Consider the following 21907-nt stretch of genomic DNA (forward strand, 5'->3'; position numbering starts at 1 on the left):
TGATTCAAGTTTGGCGTTGCTGGCCATCGTGGCGAGCGGCTATCGAGAGATGGGAAGCTCTCGAATGAACCATTGGTCGAAGGCGGCTTTGTCTTCCGGATCGGCGATTCGATCTCCGGCGGCCCGGGCTTCGGCCCGGAACGCGGCCGCCGAAGCATCTCCCGCCACTGCGTGGGCGCGGGCGAGCGCATCGTGGGCAAATGCCCAGTCCCAGTCGGCCGCGGCGTCCGCGGCCTCGCTCAACAACTCCCGGGTCCGACGGGCGTGATGCAGGGCGGGCTCGGCCCGACCGGCTGCGGCGTACGCGTTTGCGAGCAGGTTTTGGGCCCGGGCGTGATGGAGCACCGTCCCGACCTGCAGCCAGTGGTGGCAGGCGGCATGCGCCAGATGGATGATCCGCTCGCTTTCAACGGTCGACTGCGCGGCGGCCTCCAGCAGCGACCACGCATCGTTGTTGCATTCCACGGCGAACCACTGGTGAGCAACCGCCACTTCGAAGGGAGGCTGGGCCATGCGCAGGTCTCCAGACCACAGGGACGACTTCAGCGACGAGACGCGGTTTTCGCGGGAGCGACGAGGAGGTCGGGCCGCTTCAGAACAAAATAATGTCCGTGGTCGGCCGTGACAATCAGCAGCGACTCCTGCCAGTTGCTGTGCTGCTCGACCCAGTCGGTGATGGCTTTGACGGCCTTGTCGCCGGACTTCACGGCCCCGATGGAGTTGTCGAGGTTGTCGTCGTGGTTGGCCCAGTCGACATCTCCCGGCTCGACCAGCAGCCAGAATCCCTTCGGATTCTTCGACAGGACCGTGATTGCCGCCGTGGCCATATCCGCGATTGTCGGATTCTCCAGCAGATCCGCGGGAGTGTACTCTTCAATCTTGTCGGTCCGGCCCGGGGCGGGCCGAAAATCTCCGTCCGCGGTTGCGAACGGCAGATGGCTGGTCGCGGCGACGCCGTAGAAGCCCAGGAGGCGGTGTCCGCCCGCCGCCGCCGCGCCGGCATCGGCCAGCAAACGGTTTTCCCCGGACTGGCCGGCCGTTCGCTGCGAGACCACATACTTCCCGCCGTTCTTCACGTCGACGGCGTCCCGGTCGGCGTCGGTCAGGACGGCGTTGCCGGGAACGAAGTTTTTTCCCTGCCCGGAGTCTTTCTTCCGTTCGCTTCCCCATCCCGTCCCGATGATGACATCCAGGCCGGGCAACGGCTGGTCCGGATGGCTGATCGACTTCAGTCCGAGCAGGTCGCGGGTGAGGTCCTGATAATCGTCCCGGTCGACGTTGTGGGCGTAGGTGCAGGCGGGGGTGGCGTGGCTGATGGGGACGCTGCTGACGGCGCCGACCGCATAACCCAGCGCCTGCACCTGATGGGCGATCGTTTCCACCTGAGCGCCGGTCGCATCGACGTTGACGCTGTTGTTGTAGATCTTGACGCCGGCAGTCATGCTGCTGGCCGAGCTGGAAGAATCGGTATATGCGTGCTGGAACGCCGGGTCCGGGTCCTTGGAGATCGGGTAGAGCGAATCGCTGCCGGGGGTCCAGGGATTCGGGCCGCCGTGGGTGGCGCTGTAGCCGCCGAACATGGTGCCGCCGGGGTTCTTGACGGTCTGGGCGTCGACGTCGACCTCGGTGCCGTTGTTGTGCGGGCTGGTGCACATGTAGCCGAACTGCGTCGTACCGCCGGCGGTATAGTCCAGAAAATGGAGTCCGGTTCCGCGGCCGGAGTCGTATTCGATCTTCTGCCGCTGGTCAATCGCGGCGTTACGAGTGGTGTCCCAGTCCATGCCGTCGAAGACGACGAGGAAGACATGTTTCTTGCCGGCGGCGAAGGCGGCCTTCTGGATGTCGTACAGATTCGTCTGGTCGAGGTACTCCGCTTCCGGGTTGAGCGTGTTCGACGGCAGTCTGCCGTAAATCCGTTTCAGCTCCTGTTCGCTGCGATACGGGCTGTTCGCTCCCGTGTATGACGTGAGGTCGACACCCTTGCCGGCCCCGAGCGTGCCGAACGTGTAGACGGGAATCAGCCGGTTCGAGTGCGATCCCCACGCGACGTAGTTCTTCGGGTCGGGACCCCAATGGCCGAAGTCTGCAGACTTCGCCTTGACGGCGGCCGTCTGCAGATCGCGGATGTAGTCCTGGGCCGGGAGCGAAGAGGCGACCATGACGGCCGTCAGGCAGGCGAGCAGCAGAGGGCGGGCAGGCATCGAAACGGCTTCCTGAATGAGCTGGGCGGGATGGTTGGGGGGAGAGATCAGTCTTTCGTGGTCCAGGCGACTGGCTGGGGCTGCAGTTCGGGGGTCGGTTGGCCGCCGGCATTCGCCCGGCCGCTCCCTTCGAGCCGGCTGATGCAGCGGACCGTCATGTCCTGATCGACCAGGACCTGGCAGCTCAGGCGCAGGCCAGACAGACCGCGAGCCGCGAGGAGCTCCTTTTCTGCGATGGTGATGTTCTGCGGTTCGCCGGCGACGAACTCCACGCGACAGGTCGTGCAGCGGGCGTTGCCGCCGCAGGCGTGGAGCTGGTCGACTTTGGCGTCTTCGGTGAGGGCCAGGACGAGGCGTTTGCCCGCCGGGACTTCGAATTCGCCCACACCCTCAACAGTCAAACGAGGCATCAAGACTTCTCCCTGGCTGAAGCCAGCCGGCCTTCAGCTCTACCGATTCTGACCGCACGCGACAATTCGCCGACGCGCTGTTCATGAACTTTGCACAGACTCTTCGCGAAATCACCACACATCCGCGGCGGCCACGCGACGGGCGGCGGCGACTTCTTCCGTCGGCCGACATTCGAGACCCACGAAGTCGCGATAGCCGAGGTCATGGGCCTCTTTCAGGACGCGATTGTAGTGAATTTCTCCGGTTCCCGGTTCGTTCCGGCCCGGGTGATCGGCAAGTTGCAGGTATCCGATGGTCTTCGTCGCCATCCCCTCGCGCAGGTGCCCGCACAGGTCCCCTTCGGTGATATGCATATGATAGAGGTCCCAGTTGATCTTCACATGGGACGAGCCGACTTCCTGGCAGATGTGAATTGCCGGGGCGCTGCCGTACAGACAGTGCCCCTTGTGATCGACGCGGATATTCATCGGCTCGAGGATCAGCGTCAGGTCGTTGTCCTCGGCGATCTTCGCCACGCTCTTCAGGGCCGCGATGACGTTTTTGTGCATCTCGGCCTGGGTCATGCCGGGGACATCGTCGCCGGCGACCACGCAGGCCTTTTTGCACTTGAGCTTCTTCGCGGCGACGCAGGCGTCTTTGATGGCCTGGACGACGGCGGGATGATTTTTCGGTTCGTTCATGCCGGGCTTGAAGCCCCACGCGGTGAACTGCACGACTTCCAGGCCGAGGTCCTGGGACAGCGACGCGACGGCGTCGAGATCTTTCCCGGCGAGCGGCCAGAATTCGTAGCCGGGGAAACCGAGCTCGGCCGTCTTTCTGATGCGGTCGAGAAATGGCAACTTCGTCCACCACATTTCGCAGTTGACGGCGAACTTTGTATGAGGCGTCTTGCCGATCGATTTCAGATCCGCTGCGGAATCCGCCCCTGCATGAACGTGCGGCGCCAGGGCGGCCAGTCCGGCGCCGGCGGCCGCCGTGCTGAGGAACGAACGTCGGGAAACACTCATGGTGCAGATCCTGAAAAAAACACTGGACGGCGGAGCACGCCGGGACTCAATATACCGCAGTTGCCGGGGGCTGCCCACGCTCTGGGTTCCCCCGAGAGAAATCGCTGCCGGGAGCCGGGCCGATCATGAGTGAAGACGCACCTGTCGCTGCAAACTGGTCGATCCCGCAGGTGACGATCGGCGTCTCGATCGTCGCGGCGATTTTATTCTGGTGCTGCGCGGCCTCGGCCTATGCCAGTCGAGACGGCAATCCGATCGATCTGCGCGGTCTGCGACCGCGGGCTGCGTCGCGTGCGTTTGCCGTCCAGATGGTCGGCAACTTCGCCTGGCACAGCGTGGCGCAGATTCCCTCGGCGCCGTGGGTGATCGGCTATGTGATGACGGAGCGACGGGGACTGCTGATTGGCGGTTTGGTGGTCGAGGCCCTCATCATTACCGGCGGAATGGGGCTGCAGATGCTGGAACGGCGGATCGATCCGCCGCGCAAGAAGAAGCGGAAGCGACGGAAGATTGCGATGCCGGTTGTTGAACCGGACTGAGAGTTTGCTGCGATATTCCCGGCGTCGATCAGCCGAACGGTTCAGTTGCCGGCCTTCACGTTCACGCACACGATCTCGCGGTCATCGCGGAGGTAGAGCATTCCGTTCGCCAGCGCCGGCGCCTGGCGGGTTGACCGCAGCAGCGTCTGTCGCCCCAGCTCTTCGTACTTCTCGGGCGATGCCTTGATCACCACCAGCTCTCCCTGCATCGTCGTGGCGAACAGTTTGCCGTCGGCGAGGATCAGATTTCCCTTGCCGAACCGCAGTTCCTGCCACTTTCTCTTGCCCGTCGCCGCTTCGACACAGGTGAGGTGCGTCACCGGTCCGGCGCTGCCGACGTTGTCGAAGCCGTACAGATGGCCGTCGTGCAGAAGCGCCGTCTGCCATTCGGTCCGCAGGACGCTCTTTGGTCCCTGCGATTCCCAGGCGACGGTTGCCTTGTACGAGTCGCCGGTCTTGACGATGTCGAGGAGCGTGCTGCCGTGGTTCTCGCCGGAGGAAATGAAGACTTTTCCGTCGACCGAAATCGGTGTGGCGATGTTACAGTCGTAGTCGGTCACGTAGGGATAGCGCCACAGCAGCTTGCCGGTCGCTGGCGCGAGTCCGATGGCGGCTTTCCCTTCGAATGCGACGAGTTGCTGTTCGTCGCCGACGTTGAGCAGCGCGGGGGACGAGTAGCCGGCGGTGTCCCGACCATTCCCGGCCACGGCCTGCCAGGCCGGCTTCCCGGTTGCGGCATCGAAGGCGGCCACCGTCCCTCGGGAGGCCCCCGCCGTAACGATGACGTTGTCGCCCAGCAGCAGCGGCGAACAGGCCATGCCGTATTCCGCAGGCTTGCCGCCCAGCTCGCTCACGACATCGTGCGACCAGACGACTTTGCCATCCTTAACGTCGACGGCGGCCAGGATGCCTTCGCCCGTGTAGACGTAAGCGCGATCACCGGCGAGCGCAGGCGTCGCGCGCGGGCCGGCTCCCATGGGATTGTCGAATTCCGGGGCGACGGGCACGGCCTGCAGCGTCTTGCCCGTGGTCGCGTCGAGGACCAGGACAATCTGGTCGCCGTCAGTTTGAATCAGTGTGATGGCACGGCCGTTGAGGATGGCCACGCCCGACATCCCGGCGCCTCCCTCGACGCGCCAGAGGACTTTCGGTCCATCGGCGGGCCATTGCAGAATCAGGTCCGACTCGGCGGAGATCCCATTGCGGGCGGGGCCCAGGAATTGCGGCCAGTCGGCGGCTTGAGCGACGTCGGCGAGGAGCAGGATCGCCAGCGAGGCGTAACCGAACAAGTGGCGTGGCTGCGATCCGTGCGGCATGTCGAGGGCTCCGGGGGACTGAATTCACTGCGAGCGTCGACGGCAGGCTAGCGGAAACACCAGCGTCCGCCAACACCTTTGTGCCGGGGTGGAGTGGCGAGTCTGGATTGCCGGGGGGGGCGCTTCGCTCCTCAACCGGCGACTTCGTCGTCGCAGTCCGCCAGGGGTGTCGCTTCGCTCAACCCCTGGCTACCCTCTTTGACCCCTTCGGGGTCGAGACGGCACGACAAGGGGTGGCGTATTTCGTCCGAATTGCGTTGGCTGTCCGTTTTCCTTGACGTTTGAGACAATCGTTGGCATCGATCAATCGCTGCAATGTCCCAGGAATCACCATCATGGAATCCGCTGCTGCTCCCAATCTGCTCGTCGAACACTCGGCGGGCGTCGTGCGCGTCACCCTCAATCGGCCTCAGCGTCGCAATGCCCTTTCGGAGGAGCTGCTGACTGAGCTAGGCGGGGCTTTGTCGGCCATTGCGACCGATACCACGGCGCGGGTGGTGGTCCTTGGCGCGGCGGGGCCGGTGTTCTGTTCGGGACACGATCTGTCGGAGATGTCCGGGCGGAGCGAAGAGGAGTACCGCCGGCTGTTCGATCGCTGTTCGCAGGTCATGCAGCAGCTCCGTCAGATTCCGCAGCCGGTGATCGCGCGCGTGCAGGGGCTGGCGACGGCGGCGGGCTGCCAGCTTGTGGCGGCGTGCGATCTGGCGGTGGCGTCGTCGGAGGCGAAGTTCGCGACGCCGGGCGTGAAGATCGGCCTGTTCTGCACGACGCCGATGGTGCCGCTGGTGCGGAACATCACTCCCAAACTGGCGATGGAGATGCTGTTGACCGGCCAGCCGCTGAATGCCGAGCGGGCGCTGCAGGCGGGGCTGATCAACCGGATCGCGGCGCCGGAGGATCTCGACGCGGTCGTCGCCGAGCTGACGGGCGCGATTGTCGCATCGAGCCCGCTGACGGTCCGGCTGGGGAAGGAGGCGTTCTACCGGCAGATGCATCTCGACGAGCCGACGGCGTACGCCGATGCCGTGGAGGTGATGACGCGGAACGCGGTGGCCCACGACGCGCAGGAAGGGATCGCGGCGTTCCTGCAGAAGCGGCCGGCGGTGTGGAAGGGGGAGTGAGAAGAAATGTCGAATGACGAAGGCGGAATGTCGAAAGTGTCAGATGGCGAGGAGCCAAGGTTTCGAAAACTCGATCTCATTCCCCAGTTGCCTCCATGTGAAGTCCCCACAGATTCAGCAGCGCGACAATGACGTCGTGCATTTCGGACTGGCGCCCGAGGCGACCATCCGCGTCAGACTTCTTCATCCGCCGGGAGCATCTGCTCCATCAGCCGGGCAACTTCGGAGTCATCCGACTGGTCTCGTTTTCGCAGTTCCCGAATCACTTTCTGGCGACGTTCGACGGGATGATTCTGGCTGAGCTTCCATTTTCCTTCGATTCGTTCGATGTCGATCCGGAAGCCGACGATCATCGCCAGCAGACGGTCCAGAAAGGTGTTTCGCTCGCCGACCGCCCAGGGGACCGGCCGGGATTTCTCGTAGGCCTCGGTCGTCGCCTGGACGAGCGCGAACAGACTGTCGGGATCGTCGATCAGCGTCACTCGGCCGTAGACGTGCACCGCCGAGTAGTTCCAGGTCGGGACGACGTTGTCGGCCTCGTACCAGGACGGGGAGATGTAGGCGTGCGGCCCTGAGAAAACTGCGAGCACTGCCTGCTCTGCCAGCGATTCCCACTGCAGGTTCGCCCGGGCGACGTGGCCGACAAGTGCTCCCTGCGGCCCGGCGGCGCGTTCGAGCAGTAACGGGAGGTGTGTCGCGAACGGTTCGCCGTTCACCTGTGAGACCAGCAGGCCGAAGCTGTGTTGCTCGATAAAATCGTGCAACTTCGCCAGGTCGTGCTCGGCAAAGGCCGCCGGGACGTACATGGAGGGTCTTTCGCAAGGGACTGGAGGGGTTCGGAATGCGCGGATGGACAATTCGATCGGGAGAATGGTTCGGCGGCTGCCGAGCAGCACTATTATATCGGTGAATCGCGGCATGCGCCGGCGCGTCCGGCAAGTCCCCGAGGCTCGTGGAGCACCCCATGCAGGTTCGGTTGTTCGCAGTCATCGGATATTGCGTATTCGTCCTCGGTCAGGCGCCCGTGAACGGAGCGGAGACGCTGCTGCCTGATTTCATCAGGACCGAACAGTTCGACGAGCAGGTCCGCTCGACCCGGCTTTCATCCGGTGTGCGAGTTTTCATCGACGCCCCGGTCCGGCTGCAGAGGGGCAAACGGCGGCTCGTGATCTTCGCCACGCCCAACGGAAATACTCTGGAGCAGACGCTCGGCTGTGCGGCGGCGAAGGATCTCGACTGGCGTTTCGACATTCAGCACATCGCCGCCCAGGTTCGCCGGCAGCGGGAGGTCACACCCGACGAAGACATTCTGCTCGCCGTGGTGCAGGCGCCCCAGTTGAGCTGGCCCGCCTTTCGACAGCAGCGGCCTGAGGCGGGTGAGATCGTTCGCGACCTGGTGGCGAATCTGACCCGCGAATTCGCGGCAGACCACGTCGACCTCGCCTGCCACAGCGGCGGCGGGTCCTTTGTGCATGGATGGATTGAGGCAGTCGACGCGATCCCAGACGCGATTGAGCGGATCGCATTCCTCGACGCGAACTATTCCTACTCCGACGAGAAGCATGCCGACAAGCTGCTGGCGTGGCTCAAGGGGAGTCCTTCGCGGCGGCTGGTTGTTATTGCCTACGACGATCGGGAGATCACGTTCAACGGGAAAAAGGTGGTCGGTCCGGACGGCGGCACGTTCCGGGCGACCGACCGCTTGCTGGCCCATGTCCGCAAGGATTCTCCGCTGACGGAATCCGAGTTAGGGCCGTTCCGACGGACAACTGCGCTCGACGGCCAAGTGCAAGTCTTCGTCCATCCCAATCCCGAGAACAAGATCCTGCACACGGCTCTCGTCGGCGAGATGAACGGACTGCTGCAGAGCCTGACCGTCGGCGGACCTCGGGAGGATGCCTGGGGCCGGTTCGGCGGACCACGCGCCTATACGGCCTGGGTTCAGTCGGCCCCGTTTGCAGAAGCGAAGCCCCCGGCGGCGGTCGTGGCGAACGATGTTTCCGCACGCAGCCTGCCGCTGCCACCCCGTCCGGCGGATGCCGTCACCGGATCGGAGTTCTACCGGCAGGTTGCCGACCTCGATCGCGTCGCTCGCGAAGCCGCCGTCGTCCGCGAGATCACCCGCGGGAACATCCCCGAGTTTCTCCGCCGGCTGGTACCGATCCGAGTGGCCGCGACGGATGCCACCGGCCAGTCGCATTCGGCAGTTTATTACGTGACGTCAGACTATCTCGCCGTCGGTTCCGACGCGGATTTCTTCCGTCTGCCGCTGACGCCTTACACGGGAGCGATCCTCGCCGGCAAGCTGCAGGCGTCGCTGATCACGACAAAGATCTCGGACGACATCTTTGCCGCCGCGTCGCGGAGAGTTCCGCCCAGACCGCTGAGGGAGAATCGCGACGCCCTGGCGACGTTCTTCGAGCATCAGTGGCTGATCGAGAAGCAGTTCGAAGGGCAGCCTCCCGGTCCGCTGACGGCGGGGATCAAGAAAGATGTGGTGCTCAGCAATCGCCTGCGCGAGAAGCCGCACAAGGTGGCGATCTACGGCTGGCATCAGCCGGACGGCCGCCCGATCCAGACTCTGTATGTCGGCCATGTCGACTGGTATCTGGATTACAGCCACGGCGTGCGGTTGATGGCCAGTGAGCTCCTCGTCGATGGACGGCCGATGGCGGTCGCGGAAGTGCTGCAGGACCCGCAGCTCCATGCGTTACTTTGCGACGAGGGGCCGATTGATGTGAAAGATGTTGTGAAGAGGGCGGACTGGCGACCGTAGGGCGGCTGCCTGCGGCAAAGCCTTGACCACTTCATCTCACTCCACAACCACCAGCGCATCGGCCAGTTCGTTGACGTCGTCCTCGCTGCGCGGCAGGACCGTTCGCAGTCGTTGCCCGGCGACTTCGAGCGTGGCGCACAGGGCATCGACTGGCGTGCGGTGCTGGAGCTGCTGTGTCAGTTCCTGGCAGAGGGAGTCGATCTGGTCCTGGCCGAGTTTCTCAAGGACGCTCTGGTCCGCGATCACCGCCGCCATCCGCTCGTAGAGCGACACGTACAGCAGCAGCCCGGAACCGCCCGCCGTGTGATGCACGCGCTGGTCGTAGAAAACCGACCGGGCCCGCAGCAGGACTTCTTCTTCCATCTGTCGGTACGGGGTGAACGGTCGCCGGAGTTCCGGCAACCGGCTGGCCAGAATGGCACCGACCAGAAAGCCCGCCACGACGGCCGCGAGCAGGGCGACGAGCTGCCCGCCCGGCGACGGATGCCCCCAGCTACCGCTGTCTGCGACGGTCGAGGGGAGCATCATCCAGACGACGGCCAGCGCCAGCAGGCCCCCCCACAGCCCGACGACGTCTTCCGCCCGATCGTACCGACCGGAGCACTGCGCCACGACCGGCACGAGCTCCGCGCTGGTCACGGACTCCGCGTCCCGGACGGCCCGATTGACTCGTTCGCGATCAGCATCGCTGATTCGATGGTCTGGTTCTGTCACGTTTCGCCCCGTCTCCGTTGCCAATTACCAGGAACCGGATGCTCCGCCGCCCCCGGAGAAGCCGCCGCCGAACGATCCCCCGGAGTAACCGCCGCCTCCGGAACTGGATCGGCTGGTGGCCATTTGATAGAGAATTGTCCCGATCACGGCGAAGACGACGCCCCAGAAGAGCCACGCCCAGCCGCTCGATCCCCGCCGGATCAGCGAGACGACGGTGAAAATCAACAGCCCGACGAATGCCAGGCCGATCCAGTAGTGCGACGCCGGTCGTGGCGGTGCGACTGCCTGTGGAAGTTTCAGGTCCCGCGCCAGTTTGTCGAGACCCTCGACGCCGGCGACGATGCCGCCGGAGAAGTCGCCCGCCTTGAAATGCGGAATGATCAGCTCATCCATGATTTTCTGGGCGGCGACATCCTTGTCGTGCCGCCAGCCCGCTCCCAGCTCGATTCTCGCCTTGCGGTCGTCGCGCGAGACGAGCAGCAGCATGCCGTAGTTCCAGGGATTCTCGCCCAGCTTGGCCGGCCCGATTTCCCACTGGTCGAAGAGTAGCCGGGCGAAGGTTTCGATCCGCAGACCCGCTCCGCCGTGCGCGGCCATCGACTCGATGGTGACCACGATGATCGGCGCGGCCTTGTCGGTCAGGAGCTTGTCGGCGAGCTGCCGGATTTTCAGCTCGTCGGCCTCGCTGATCAGGTTCGCATTGTCGACGATAAAGTCTCGCGGCCCCGGTCGTTCGAGGTTGATGCGATTCGCATCCTGAGCCTGCAGCAGGCTTCCCGCCGCAACAGCGGTCAGAACGCACAGTCGAGCCAGCGTTGCAACGGGAAACGACATTTTGAACGGCCCTGGCAAAGGATTGTCTCGACTGCGGTCAGTTTTGGCAGAGATCGATAACGCTGCCGGCCCGTCGTCGGATCACCAGCCAACTTGGCCCGCCCGCGAATCGCAGACATGCAGTCTCGTCCAGACGCTCTTCCGGAACCAGTGTGATCGCTGGAAACTGAACAAACTTCTTTCCTTCCGCGGAGAGACTCGGCATCATAGCGGCCGTTCGAGCCACACGAGGAACTCCCAGGATGTTGACTGTGAATTGCCGCGCTTTGTCCGCTCTGTTGACCGGCCTGCTGATGGCGTTGGCCGTCGCGTCTTCGACTCCGGCGTCCGCCGCCGACAAGCATTCGCTCGACACGTTCGAGCGGAAGCCGCTCACGACGGAATACTACTCCGAGGGGGCCAACGGCGGGGATCTGAATCACGACGGTCACGGCGACGCCGTTTACGGCCCGCACTGGTACGAAGGCCCCGATTTCACCACGAAGCATGAGATTTATGCTCCCAGGCCGCAGAACCGAGAAGGCTATTCCGATCACTTCTTCGCCTGGATCTACGACTTCGACGGCGACGGCTGGAAAGACGTCTTCACGGTCGGTTTTCCCGGGACGCCGGCGTACGTCTATCAGAACCCCGGCGCGGGTGCCTTCGACAAGCACTGGCAGAAGCACCAGGTGTTCGATTCGGTCGCCAACGAATCGCCGCAGCTCATCAATCTGGTCGGCGACGAGCGTCCCGAACTGGTCTGCACTCGCGGAGGCTTTTTCGGCTTTGCGACGATCGACTGGGAGAAGCCGCTCGAAGCTTGGAAGTTCCACCAGATTTCCGAGAAGGTGACCGCCGACCGGTTCGGGCACGGCCTCGGGATCGGCGATGTCAACGGCGACGGTCGATTGGACATTATCCACGCCAAGGGCTGGTACGAGCAGCCTGCCGAAGCTGCGACGACGTCCCGCTGGCCGTCGCACGACGCCGATTTCACCAACGCCTATGGCGGGGCCGAGATGTATGCCTACGACGTCGATGGCGACGGCGACAATGATGTCATCACCAGCCTGGCCGCCCACGACTTCGGCCTGTCCTGGTTTGAACAGGTTCAGCAGGACGGCGAGATCGCCTTCAAGCCGCACTTGATTATGGGCTCGCACGCCGCCGAGAACCGGTACGGGCTGGTCTTCAGCGAGCTGCATTCGGTGGCGCTGGCGGATATCGACGGCGACGGACTGCAGGATATTGTGACCGGCAAGACCTACTATTCGCACCACAAAGGGAGCCCGATGTGGGATGCGGGGGCGGTGATCTACTGGTTCCGGCTCGTCCGCGGTCCGGACGGCGTGGACTGGGCGCCGTATCGGATCGACGACGTGGCGGGCGTCGGCCGGCAGATTTCGGTGGTTGATCTCAACAAGGACAATCTGCCGGACATCGTCGTCGGCGGCATGGTCGGGGGGCACGTTTTGCTGCACCGCCGGACTGAAGTCGACAAAGCGACTTGGGACGCCGCCCAGCCGAAACGCTATCAGGGGCCGCCGGCGCCGTCGGCCGAAGGAGCGAGAGCTCTCCGCGGGCCGAAGGTGACCCCGGACGAAACGACCGGCGAAGTCGCCGGGGTTCTGGAAGGGGAATCGCTGAAGACGAAGACGTCGTCGGGCAACGTCGGGACGCAGGCCATGACCGGCTTTACCGGCGACAAGTGGAGCGGCGGCAAACAGCTCTTCTGGACCGGTGGCCGGCCGGGGGACACGCTGAAGGTGATGCTGCCCGAGCAGGCCGGTCCGGCGGAGCTGGATGTTGTCCTGACCTGCGCGCGAGACTATGGGATTGTGCAACTCGCGCTGGATGGGCAGCCGCTCGGCAAGCCGATTGATCTCTACGATCCGCAGGTCGTCACCACGGGGGTGTTGACTTTTTCCAAGCTGGCGCTGAAACCCGGTCCGCATGTGCTGTCGCTCCAGATCGTCGGGGCCAACGCCAAGGCGGCGAAGTCGTACTTGGTTGGCATTGACTACGTCCGACTGCGCGCCGAACAGGCCCGCCGTTGAAACCAAACGGCGTCGTCGAACGCGTACAGGACCATGCGGAGTCCGGCGCGACTGCATTCGCTTGACGGTGGAATGGGGGCGCCGACATTGTGTGTCTGTTGATGTCCCGTGCAGCGCCCTTCAGTCAGGTCACGTCGCAATGTCCGCAACCGCCGGTTCGATCGAAGTTCGGCAGATGTTCGCCACCGACCTGCAGCGGGGCTTCCTCGACTGCCTGGCGGCGTTTTCCGCGCTGCAGTTGACCGAGGACGAGGCGATCGGCGTCTTTCAGCATCGGTTGCGGGCACGAATTTCGACGTTTGTCGCCCTGGAAAATGATCGGGTGATCGGAACTGCATCGCTGTTTATCGAGCCCAAGTTCCTGCACAACGGCGGTCTGGTCGGGCACATTGAGGATGTCGCCGTGCATCCGGATCTGCAGGGGCGGGGCATCGGCGGGATGATCGTCCGGCATCTGATCGAGATCAGCCGTCAGCACGGCTGTTATAAGGTGATTCTGGATTGCGCGGAGACGCTGATTCCGTATTACGAGAAGCTGGGGTTTCGCCAGTGGGCGAGCGGCATGCGGATGGATTTGCCAGTGGAAAAATCGGCGGGGCATTGATCCGTGCGCGGCAGAGCCTCGTTTGACTCCTGTCTCTGCCGGACCAACAATGCGGCCACGGGCCGACAGACCAATACTTGTGAAGGACTTCCGCAATGGTGGACGACCGCGACAACTGGGACGACGAGGCGCCGGCTCAGCCGAAGCGGGGGATGAGCACGTTTTCGAAGTTCCTGCTGGTCTTTGGGATAGTGGGCGGCATGGGCATGCTGGCCTGCTGCGGCGTCTGCGGCTTCGTCGGCTACAGCTTTGCCCCGAATGTCTCCACCAATCCTCAGCAGGTCGCCGCCAAGGGAGCCGAGATCTGCGAGATCACGCTGCCGGCGGATTATGAAGGTCGGCAGTCGATGGAAATCGACAACTTCATGATGCTGATGCGGCTGGTGCACTTCGAGCGGACCGACGGCAAGGGCCGGCTGATGCTGATGGAAGTCCTGCCCCGGATGGGCGACGAGAAAGATTTCAAAGAAGGCTTTCAGAAGGGGTTCGCCGAGTCGTTCGATGAGAAACAGGATCAGTTCCACACCCTGGTCAACACGTCGAGCGAGACGAAAACCTTTCAGCTTGGCGGGCAGGAAGCGGAGTTTGTCTTTGAAAAAGGGGACGATGCGGGCTCGAAGACGACCCTGCATCAGGTTCGGGGGAGCTTTACCGGCAAGCAGGGAATGGTGACGTTCACGCTGGAACTGGAGGATTCGGTCTGGAATCAGGACGAGGTCGAGGCGATCATCCAGTCGATCCGGTGAATTGATTTCCGGGACAGAAATGTCTGACGATCCCCGTCGATTCACGCCGTGGCGGGAAAGATTCTGCTTGCCGGTCCGCCCGGTTGCCGAGAGAATAGAAAGAGAGTCCATTCCTCCCGCCGCGCGGAAGGTCCGCCATGCGCACCAAAATGCTGCTTGCAGTTCTTGCCGGGTTTCTGTTCGTTGCTGAGCAGTCCGTGTGGGCGCAGGCGACGCCTGCGCCTCGGGGCTCGACCGGATCGGCCACCAGCCTGGGGGTCGGTTCCAACATGTTCGGCACTGCCTCCGGCGGCGGCGCAGGCGGCGGGATGGGAGCGAGCGGTTTCGGATCGTCGTTTGGATCCGCGGGCGGGCAATCGGGGTTTGGCCAGTCCGGATTCGGACAGGGGGGCGGTCAAAGCGGATTTGGACAGGCGGGTCAGGCGGGCGCCGGGAATAATTCCTTTCTCGGGGCGAATACGTCGGGCAGCTTCATCGGCCGAGCGACCCAGGGGCAAACGGGCAATTTCAACGGAGGCAATCAGAACCGCGGGGGCAGCAACCGGGGCGGTGGCGGGCAGAATCAGAATCTGCTGAATCTGCTGACGGGAGGGGGGGGAAACCAGGGAGGTCAGACGTCGACTGCACCGGCGATTCGTCCGCGTCAGAGAGTGGCTTTCGACTTTCCGAAGCCCTCTCCAACGAGAATTCAGGCTTCCTATCAGAAGCAACTGACCGGCATTTCCCGCCGATATCCGCAATTCCAGAACATCGATCTGGCTCCAGGGGCTGATGGCGAAGTCGTGCTGACCGGAACTGTCCCCACAGCTCGAGACGCCCGGCTGGCGGCGAATCTGGCCCGCCTGGAACCGGGGGTCAGGACGGTCCGCAACGAACTGCAGTTCCCTCCGGAAACCGCGACGGAATAGTCTGGCGGCTCAATTTCGGCCGCTGCCGATGCGTCCTCGACGCCCCGTTCTGTCCGCAGTTCTGCAAAAATGGCGTCGGCGGCAAAATCGCCTGCGTGGCGGCCTCGGGGAATGCCGATTTCCACCGATGCTCACGCGAGTCTTCGGCGGTCGGCGGTCTTCGGTGCCGCGATTTGCCCACTCTGCCCGAGGATGCCCAATGGATCGGCCGCAATCTTCGACTTCCACGCCCATGTTCGTCCTTTCTGTCGAGGGAGAACTGATGGGAGTCGACACGCCCGCCAACCGCGAGATGGTCCGCCGGATTGAAGCCTGCGTCCGCGCCTGTGAGGGGATCTCGACCGACGAGCTCGAACGAGGGATCGTCGCCGACATGCGGCGCGTGCTGGCCGAGGTCGTTCCGGTCCTCCAGCAGCGGGTGGCGTGACAGGGTCTGGTTCACGGCGTAGAGGCAGCATAAACTGATGCGAGCGGGCGTCGTTCGTCAGCGGGAGGACCGCCGCGTTCGTGCGGAGTTCCGTCGATGCTGCCTGGCCTCATTCTGCTCGCGATTCACGCCGTCGGCTGGGGAGTGGCCGCATTCTTCGCCCTTCGCCTGATCGGCTGGTATCCTCGCGGCTGCCGACAGATTTTCCGCGGAATCGCCCTGGACGTTCTCTCCCTCTCAGTCTGGTACTTCCCGGAAGCGTCCAGAAACGTCGGACTGCCCGCCTGGAATGCCCTGCTCGGGACGTTCGGCCTGAGACCGGATTCACCGCAACTCCCGTTGATCGCCTTCATGATTGCTTTCGTTCTGGAACTGGGGGCAATCGCGCTGTGCGTGCGGGCGTTCGTCGGCGCCTGCCGGGCGGCCGAGGAGTTGCGGTACGCACGCCGTTCCGCAACGGATCGGGAAGCCGTGAAGTCCGCGGACCGGTGATGCGACGGCGGGTTTGACAACCCGGCTCGGAACCCCCGATGATGCCGACGGCGTGCGGCCAGACCAGATTCGGCAATCCGCAGGCCGAGCCCCTTCCGGAGACTCGTGCGTGACCAGTTCCGACATTTCCGAATCCGAACAGGACCTGGCGGCGATCGAACGGCTCCGGACGGCCCATCGTCAGATTACCGGTCAACTGGGTCGGGTGATCGTCGGTCAGACGGTTGTGATCGAACAGATGCTGATCGCGATGCTTGCCGGCGGACATGCGCTGCTGGTCGGGGTGCCGGGACTGGCCAAGACGTTGATGGTCCGGACGCTCGCCGATACTCTCGATCTGACGTTCAACCGCATCCAGTTCACCCCCGACCTGATGCCCGCCGACATTACCGGGACCGAAGTCATTCAGGAGGACAAGTCGACGGGTCAGCGCGACTTCAAATTTCTCCCCGGGCCGGTCTTCTCGAATGTGCTGCTGGCGGATGAAATCAACCGGACGCCCCCCAAGACCCAGGCGGCGCTGCTGGAAGCGATGCAGGAGCGGCAGGTGACGGCCGGCGGACAACGACATTCGCTTCCCGATCCTTTCTTCGTGCTGGCGACGCAGAATCCTATCGAGCAGGAGGGGACGTATCCGCTGCCCGAAGCTCAGCTCGACCGGTTCATGTTTCAGATCCTTGTCAACTATCCCAGCGAAGACGAAGAGTTTCAGATCATTCGCCAGACGACTGGCGGAGTTCCCCCGACGCTCGATCGCGTTCTGACCTGCGACCAGTGGCGGGAGTTGCAGCGGCTCGTCCGTCGCGTTCCTGCGTCGGACAGCGTCGTCCGCTATGCCATGCAACTCGCCCGGCTGACGCGACGGCAGGAAGGCGCGCCGGATTTCGTGCAGAAGTACGTGAGCTGGGGAGCCGGGCCGCGCGCCGGCCAGTACCTGGTGCTGGGGGCCAAAGCCCGCGCCATCCTGCAGGGCCGCCCCGCCGCCGCAACCGAGGACGTCCGGGCGATTGCGGCCCCCGTCCTGCGTCATCGTCTCATTACGAACTTCAACGCAGAAGCGGACGGAGTGGGACCCGATGACATTGTCGGACGTCTGCTGGAGCTGGCCTCTGAGCATCCTCAGCCCGGTGGGTATCTGCCGAAGGTCTTCAAGGCGTAAGTGCCCCTGCCTGTCCGCAGCATTCCTCCGGCGTTTTGATCGTTGGTGATGCTGTCCCAGGGGCCGGGGACGCGCCTCGGAGCACTCTCTTCCCGGTGAACTCGATCCGACGTGCGCGTCCGGGTTGGTGGCCGTTTGCCGCGGACTTCGAAGAGGCTGCGGAATTCCAGACTCGGTGAATTGCGAGAATCTGTCGATTCCACGGGAAGAATCGACACCTGTCGACAAAACATCGGCTTTGTCATGGACTCGAATCAGGTTTCGCTGTCCGCCAGGATTCTTGCGAGCACAATTGAACAAGAATCGTTCTGAATGCTGATGCGACGGACGACTGACAAGTCGCGCGATCAGCTCGTTCAGATGTCAGGTCTGCATGCGCCGGACACGAACCGGCCCTGTGTGATCGACACGTCGTCTATTCGGGCGATCTTCCTGGAAACAGCGAACACGGCCCGTCCGCCAATCTGGCGCCGGATCTGGCCGAGAATTGTGACTGCCTTTGCGGGCCTGCAGGAGCAAGGTTTATGAGAGTCTTGAAATCCGTCCTGAGTTCCGTTGCGTTGCTGGCCGCCAGCCTGATGGCGGATTATGCCGCGGCGCAGTCGCCGCGAATACCGCTGCCGGCCGGCAGCCTCGTCTCTCCGCCCCAGACCTGCCCGATGATGGTCGTCGGGCAGGAGGGACCGAATTCGTACTATTACTACTCGCTTTACTACGACGCGATGACTCCCTGCACTTCGCCTGGCACCCCGACAGTGGTGGCGGGCAATTATGCGTGCCCTCAGTACTGCCCCGACTGCGTCCCGGCTCTGCGAGTTGCCAGCAACGGAGTTGCCCCGACGTTTTCTGGGCGGAAGAAGGCTGTCGAACCGACTCATGATCCGCGACTGACGGGCGATGGCGCGTCGGCCGATGTCTCGCCAGAGGCGCTGAAGTTCGCGGAATTCCTGCCCGCAGAAGATTCGCGGTTGAGATTCTATCTCAAGGACGAAAAAGGGCGTCAATATGTCTGCTTCCGGGTTCGAGTGACGCTCGAAAGCCGGGGAGCCGATCGCGAGTTTCCGCTCGAACGCGAGATCTTTATTGGCTACGAAATGCGTTCCGAGGCCACGGTGTCCCAGACCGTCTATCGGATTGGCGAACTGGAACCGGCGGAAAGCGGCGTCGACGCAAACGACGCCCGCGCGTTCCGTTGCGAACTTCCGAAGGGAATCCTCCGCACGCAGTACGGCCGCAATGATCTCCACAAGGTACTGCTGCTGCAGGTGAAGTAATGCTGTTGCAGGCGGTTAGCGAGTCGTCTTGTCCCGCGCGAATCGGCGTTGAACTCCACCGCGTCGGGCGTCGCTGCCGGTTTGGCGGCGGCGCCCGACGTCTGAACCGTCCGCAGCGCGGCGGAATCGCGGAATCAATAGGTCCTTCCATCGCCGGCCCTGTTGGCGACCGGCAGCCTCCGGAGGAAGTCGGCAGGAGTCAGTCTCGCCCTGCTGCTCCGAACCAGCCGGATCGCCTTTAAATCCGTAACCGGCCAACCCGTCGACAGTCTCGGAAATGGAAACGTCTGCGTGGGCGCCGTCGGCACGAGATGAACCGCTCCTCCCGCGATCCGCTTGCGGCTCAAATCGCCTCCCATCTGCAGAGGATCATCGAGCCGCCCCGCAGGAATCACCATCGGCCGCAAGTCGGGAAATAACAGTCCCGGCGCCCGAGTCGACGTCCACTCCGGCAGATTGGAACACATCCCGTAGATCGGTGGCTGAGTGGGCAATCGGTCCCAGTCGGGAGTCCCCACGGGAGCCGCCTTGAGAGCCCCGGCGGGATCGGCGGGCAGGCGGTCCCCCCAGGGATACGTGTGACTTCCGCCGGAGGTTGTCACATACTGAAACTCAATCTCGTCGGGGAGACGCTTGCCGAGCAGTTCGGCGATCCGAACGGCGCTGTCCCACGATGTCGGCAGGGCGAAATCGGGCGGCAGATCCTTTGCGGAGGGAGGGAGCGGCAGGTCGGTCAGCCGACGATAGTCGGCGGGAGTGAGTTCAAAGGGCTCAATATCGAAGTCGGGCACGGCAAAATGCACCGGGGCGATCGGCAGACCGGCCGCGAAATTTTCAGTGCCGGTGATTCGCACCATGGAGTCTGCGATGTTCGCCGCCGGAATTTGAATCGGCGGCAGACGGACCGTCCCCGAAGGGGTCCGCGTCCACGTTTTGTGGAAGAGCAGCCCTGGCTGGGGGACGTCGCCGGGACCGGGGACTTTCCGGAAGACCTCATGGAACCGTCCGTCTTCAAGGGCGGCCACGACCAGGTACTCACCGGCTTTCAGGCGGATGTCGGCCGGGGAGCGGGACTGCTGCAGGTTTTCGGGAACGGGAGTTCCGGATCGCGAGTCCAGCGGAATAAAGGCCAGCCGAGCTCCTGCGGGCTCTGTCTGCAGCTCGACGCGGACCCGATCATCGTTCATCGCCCCGACTGCAAACGCCGCCGCCGCGCCGCCGGCGGCGAACAGACCGGTTCCCAGGAAGACTGCAAAGCGATGACGATAGCTCCAGCGGGCCAGGCGCGTGGGAAGCGAGATCGGTCGTGCAACCACCGGCCGGCCTGCGAGAAACCGATCGAGATCGGCCGCGAACTCGCCCGCCGATGCATATCGGTCGGCTGGGCGCTTGGCGATTGCTTTCAGGCAGATGTTCTCCAGATCCGGGGAAATCAGGGGATTCCGCCTGCGGACTGGGATTGGTTCTGACTCCGCCACCTGCCGTAAGACCTGCGAAACGTCGCCGACAAACGGCGGTGCGCCGGTCAACAGCTCATACAGGATGACTCCGAGGGAATAGATGTCGGATCTCGCATCGGTCTGCTGGCCTCGTCCGGCGGCCATTTCCGGACTGATGTAGGCGATTGAGCCCAGAATCCCACCGTCCTGGCCAATCGTGGAGTCGCGATAAGAGTGTTTTGCGAGCCCGAAGTCTGTGACGTGAGGATTCCCTGCGTGATCGATCATCACGTTGGCCGGCTTCAGGTCCCGATGCACGATCTGCCGCTGGTGCGCATGATCGATGGCGCTGGCGATCTGCAGGCAGAGTCGTGCGGCGCCTTCCGGGGACAGCGAATTCTCTTTGAGCCAGTCCTGCAGATTCTGGCCTGCGATATAGTCCATCGCGATAAACTGTATGCCGTCTTCTTCTCCGGTCGCCAGAACATGCACGATTCCCGGATGATTCAGGCGGGCGATCGCCTGAGCTTCCCGGATCAGCAGAGCGTTCGGCATGGAGCGGGAGGATCCGGTGCGCCCGATCTTGACGGCGACATCGCGATTCAATTGCGGATCGTGAGCCATCCACACATCGCCGAATCCGCCTTCCCCGATCAGATTGACCAGGATCAGCCCGCCAACCCGGTCTTTCGCTGCAAAAACGCGGCGGGGGGCTTGAACGGTTGCCGGTGACGCCGCAGCAGACTGAAACTCATCGGCAATCGCGCGAAGTGACTCCAGATCGCCAGGAAATTTGCTTTCATAGTCCTGCAGCTCCACCGTCTGACCGGCCTTGACCCGGTATTCGCGATCCAGGCGGACGAGCTCAATCAGGAGACGGGGGCGCAAGACCGCGGTGGTGGTCGCCAGGAATCGTGTGATCTCGGGGTTATCTCCGTGTTTCCACGCATCCTCGAAACGGTCGCAGACAGAGTCGATCAACACTTCCTCGGCAAGCGCCACGCCGTGATGCGCATGACTGACATTGTTCATCGATCCAATTCCTCGGCCCAGCGTTGACGAAGCACTCTCAGTTTTCGGCGAACCGTGGCGACTGCCACGTCAACCTCGGCAGCAATCTCCTCGGCCGTCGACCCCTGTAATGTCAAAACCGCAATCTCGCGCGTCCGGGGATCAACAATTTGTCCCACCCAGTGCTGAATTGTATCGTTTATGGCGATCAGGTCAGACTCCTGGGGAGGAACGGCGATCAGATCTTTCAGCAGACCGCCGTCTCTCCCGACAGGCTCATCCAGCGAGAGTCGCCGACTGCCGCCTCCGCGTTTTGCGGCCTGCTCGCTGCGCAAATGGCTGGCCACTTTGCGTTGCGTCAGCGCCAGCAGCAGCCACCACAGTTCGTCGCGATTGCGGACGTCGATGAATCTCCCTTTGCGGGCGCCGTTCCACAGACTTTCCATCACGCTGGCGGCGATATCTTCGCCGTCGCTGCCGCGGACCGGCGTCCCGCGGATTTTTTTCTCGGCCAGGGCCGCCAGGCTGGCGAAATAGCGGTCCCAGAGCTGCCGCATCGCCTCGGCATCTTCCTGCCTCAGGCTGTTCAGCAGCAGCGTGATTGACGTCGATACCGAGTCGCCACTCGTTATCCGGGAGTCCGATGTCGCCATAGAAACCCCTCGCCAACGTGGTATCGACTCCCCCAGGGAACTGGCGGATGAAACCGGCTCTCGACACGGATTGAGCGTTTGAACCGATCTGCGCTGGTATTTGCCACGATACCTGGAATCGAGTCGATTTTGCCAGATGTCAACGGCCTGGCAGCCAGCGGTGAACCAAAATTCGTCATCGCCGTTGAACTGAGAGGAGTGCGGGACCTGGCGAATTCGGGTTCGGATTCCCGTCG

At 63.4% G+C, this 21907-nt stretch carries 22 protein-coding genes; 12 read left to right on the plus strand and 10 right to left on the minus strand.

Annotation, left to right across the window (positions count from 1 at the left end; genetic code table 11):
* Positions 1–39 precede the first annotated feature (39 nt).
* The 4 genes from SH412_RS25515 to SH412_RS25530 all read right to left on the minus strand — a co-directional run bounded on the left by SH412_RS25515 (position 40) and on the right by SH412_RS25530 (position 3619).
* The gene (locus SH412_RS25515) at positions 40–513 is read right to left on the minus strand and encodes a hypothetical protein (RefSeq protein ID WP_336520861.1); all 474 of its coding nucleotides are present in this window, start codon (positions 511–513) and stop codon (positions 40–42) included.
* Between the two features lie 29 nt (positions 514–542).
* Complete coding sequence (locus tag SH412_RS25520) at positions 543–2201, minus strand: alkaline phosphatase (protein WP_336520862.1); 1659 nt, start codon at positions 2199–2201, stop codon at positions 543–545.
* A 47-nt stretch (positions 2202–2248) separates the two neighbouring features.
* On the minus strand, positions 2249–2611 hold the full coding sequence (locus SH412_RS25525; protein WP_336520863.1) for a 2Fe-2S iron-sulfur cluster-binding protein: 363 nt from the start codon (positions 2609–2611) through the stop codon (positions 2249–2251).
* A 111-nt stretch (positions 2612–2722) separates the two neighbouring features.
* Positions 2723–3619, minus strand: coding sequence for a TIM barrel protein (locus tag SH412_RS25530; RefSeq protein ID WP_336520864.1), 897 nt, complete (start codon positions 3617–3619; stop codon positions 2723–2725).
* A gap of 125 nt (positions 3620–3744) precedes the next feature.
* Between SH412_RS25530 and SH412_RS25535 the strand changes: the two genes are divergently transcribed.
* Entirely contained in the window at positions 3745–4158 is a 414-nt protein-coding gene (locus SH412_RS25535; RefSeq protein ID WP_336520865.1) for a hypothetical protein, read from the plus strand.
* 41 nt (positions 4159–4199) lie between these two features.
* Here SH412_RS25535 and SH412_RS25540 read toward each other — a convergent pair whose 3' ends face one another.
* Positions 4200–5474 carry a PQQ-binding-like beta-propeller repeat protein gene (locus tag SH412_RS25540; RefSeq protein ID WP_336520866.1) on the minus strand — a complete coding sequence of 425 codons (1275 nt, stop codon included), beginning with the start codon at positions 5472–5474 and terminating at the stop codon, positions 4200–4202.
* Positions 5475–5809: 335 nt separating this feature from the next.
* On the opposite strand from SH412_RS25540, the gene SH412_RS25545 reads away from it, so the two are divergent.
* A complete protein-coding gene (locus tag SH412_RS25545) occupies positions 5810–6595 on the plus strand; it encodes an enoyl-CoA hydratase (protein ID WP_336520867.1) in 786 nt (261 codons plus the stop codon).
* A 173-nt stretch (positions 6596–6768) separates the two neighbouring features.
* Here SH412_RS25545 and SH412_RS25550 read toward each other — a convergent pair whose 3' ends face one another.
* On the minus strand, positions 6769–7401 hold the full coding sequence (locus SH412_RS25550; protein WP_336520868.1) for an FMN-binding negative transcriptional regulator: 633 nt from the start codon (positions 7399–7401) through the stop codon (positions 6769–6771).
* Between the two features lie 158 nt (positions 7402–7559).
* On the opposite strand from SH412_RS25550, the gene SH412_RS25555 reads away from it, so the two are divergent.
* Positions 7560–9371: a hypothetical protein gene (locus tag SH412_RS25555; protein ID WP_336520869.1), complete on the plus strand. Its 1812-nt coding sequence runs from the start codon at positions 7560–7562 to the stop codon at positions 9369–9371.
* A gap of 36 nt (positions 9372–9407) precedes the next feature.
* On the opposite strand, the gene SH412_RS25560 is transcribed toward SH412_RS25555, so the two are convergent.
* Both SH412_RS25560 and SH412_RS25565 read right to left on the minus strand, forming a co-directional pair.
* On the minus strand, positions 9408–10010 hold the full coding sequence (locus tag SH412_RS25560; protein WP_336520870.1) for a TPM domain-containing protein: 603 nt from the start codon (positions 10008–10010) through the stop codon (positions 9408–9410).
* A 99-nt stretch (positions 10011–10109) separates the two neighbouring features.
* Positions 10110–10919 carry a TPM domain-containing protein gene (locus SH412_RS25565; protein WP_336520871.1) on the minus strand — a complete coding sequence of 270 codons (810 nt, stop codon included), beginning with the start codon at positions 10917–10919 and terminating at the stop codon, positions 10110–10112.
* Between the two features lie 242 nt (positions 10920–11161).
* Between SH412_RS25565 and SH412_RS25570 the strand changes: the two genes are divergently transcribed.
* The 9 genes from SH412_RS25570 to SH412_RS25610 all read left to right on the plus strand — a co-directional run bounded on the left by SH412_RS25570 (position 11162) and on the right by SH412_RS25610 (position 18568).
* Entirely contained in the window at positions 11162–12958 is a 1797-nt protein-coding gene (locus SH412_RS25570) for an FG-GAP repeat domain-containing protein (RefSeq protein WP_336520872.1), read from the plus strand.
* Positions 12959–13097: 139 nt separating this feature from the next.
* Entirely contained in the window at positions 13098–13562 is a 465-nt protein-coding gene (locus tag SH412_RS25575; protein ID WP_336520873.1) for a GNAT family N-acetyltransferase, read from the plus strand.
* 95 nt (positions 13563–13657) lie between these two features.
* The gene (locus tag SH412_RS25580; RefSeq protein WP_336520874.1) at positions 13658–14308 is read left to right on the plus strand and encodes a hypothetical protein; all 651 of its coding nucleotides are present in this window, start codon (positions 13658–13660) and stop codon (positions 14306–14308) included.
* A 137-nt stretch (positions 14309–14445) separates the two neighbouring features.
* Entirely contained in the window at positions 14446–15216 is a 771-nt protein-coding gene (locus tag SH412_RS25585; RefSeq protein WP_336520875.1) for a BON domain-containing protein, read from the plus strand.
* Between the two features lie 199 nt (positions 15217–15415).
* Positions 15416–15643, plus strand: a complete 228-nt coding sequence (locus SH412_RS25590) for a hypothetical protein (protein WP_336520876.1) — start codon at positions 15416–15418, stop codon at positions 15641–15643.
* Positions 15644–15739: 96 nt separating this feature from the next.
* Positions 15740–16135 carry a hypothetical protein gene (locus SH412_RS25595; RefSeq protein ID WP_336520877.1) on the plus strand — a complete coding sequence of 132 codons (396 nt, stop codon included), beginning with the start codon at positions 15740–15742 and terminating at the stop codon, positions 16133–16135.
* 109 nt (positions 16136–16244) lie between these two features.
* Positions 16245–17294, plus strand: coding sequence for an AAA family ATPase (locus tag SH412_RS25600; RefSeq protein ID WP_336520878.1), 1050 nt, complete (start codon positions 16245–16247; stop codon positions 17292–17294).
* A gap of 312 nt (positions 17295–17606) precedes the next feature.
* Entirely contained in the window at positions 17607–17822 is a 216-nt protein-coding gene (locus tag SH412_RS25605; RefSeq protein ID WP_336520879.1) for a hypothetical protein, read from the plus strand.
* Entirely contained in the window at positions 17819–18568 is a 750-nt protein-coding gene (locus tag SH412_RS25610) for a hypothetical protein (protein ID WP_336520880.1), read from the plus strand. Before SH412_RS25605 ends, SH412_RS25610 begins: the two co-directional genes overlap by 4 nt.
* Before the next feature lie 134 nt (positions 18569–18702).
* On the opposite strand, the gene SH412_RS25615 is transcribed toward SH412_RS25610, so the two are convergent.
* Both SH412_RS25615 and SH412_RS25620 read right to left on the minus strand, forming a co-directional pair.
* Positions 18703–21039 (minus strand): protein kinase domain-containing protein, encoded by a 2337-nt coding sequence (locus SH412_RS25615; protein WP_336520881.1) that lies wholly within the window; start codon positions 21037–21039, stop codon positions 18703–18705.
* Positions 21036–21671: an ECF-type sigma factor gene (locus SH412_RS25620; protein WP_336520882.1), complete on the minus strand. Its 636-nt coding sequence runs from the start codon at positions 21669–21671 to the stop codon at positions 21036–21038. Before SH412_RS25620 ends, SH412_RS25615 begins: the two co-directional genes overlap by 4 nt.
* Between the last annotated feature and the right edge of the window lie 236 nt (positions 21672–21907).

This window comes from Planctellipticum variicoloris, assembly GCF_030622045.1.
Lineage (GTDB): Bacteria > Planctomycetota > Planctomycetia > Planctomycetales > Planctomycetaceae > Planctellipticum > Planctellipticum variicoloris.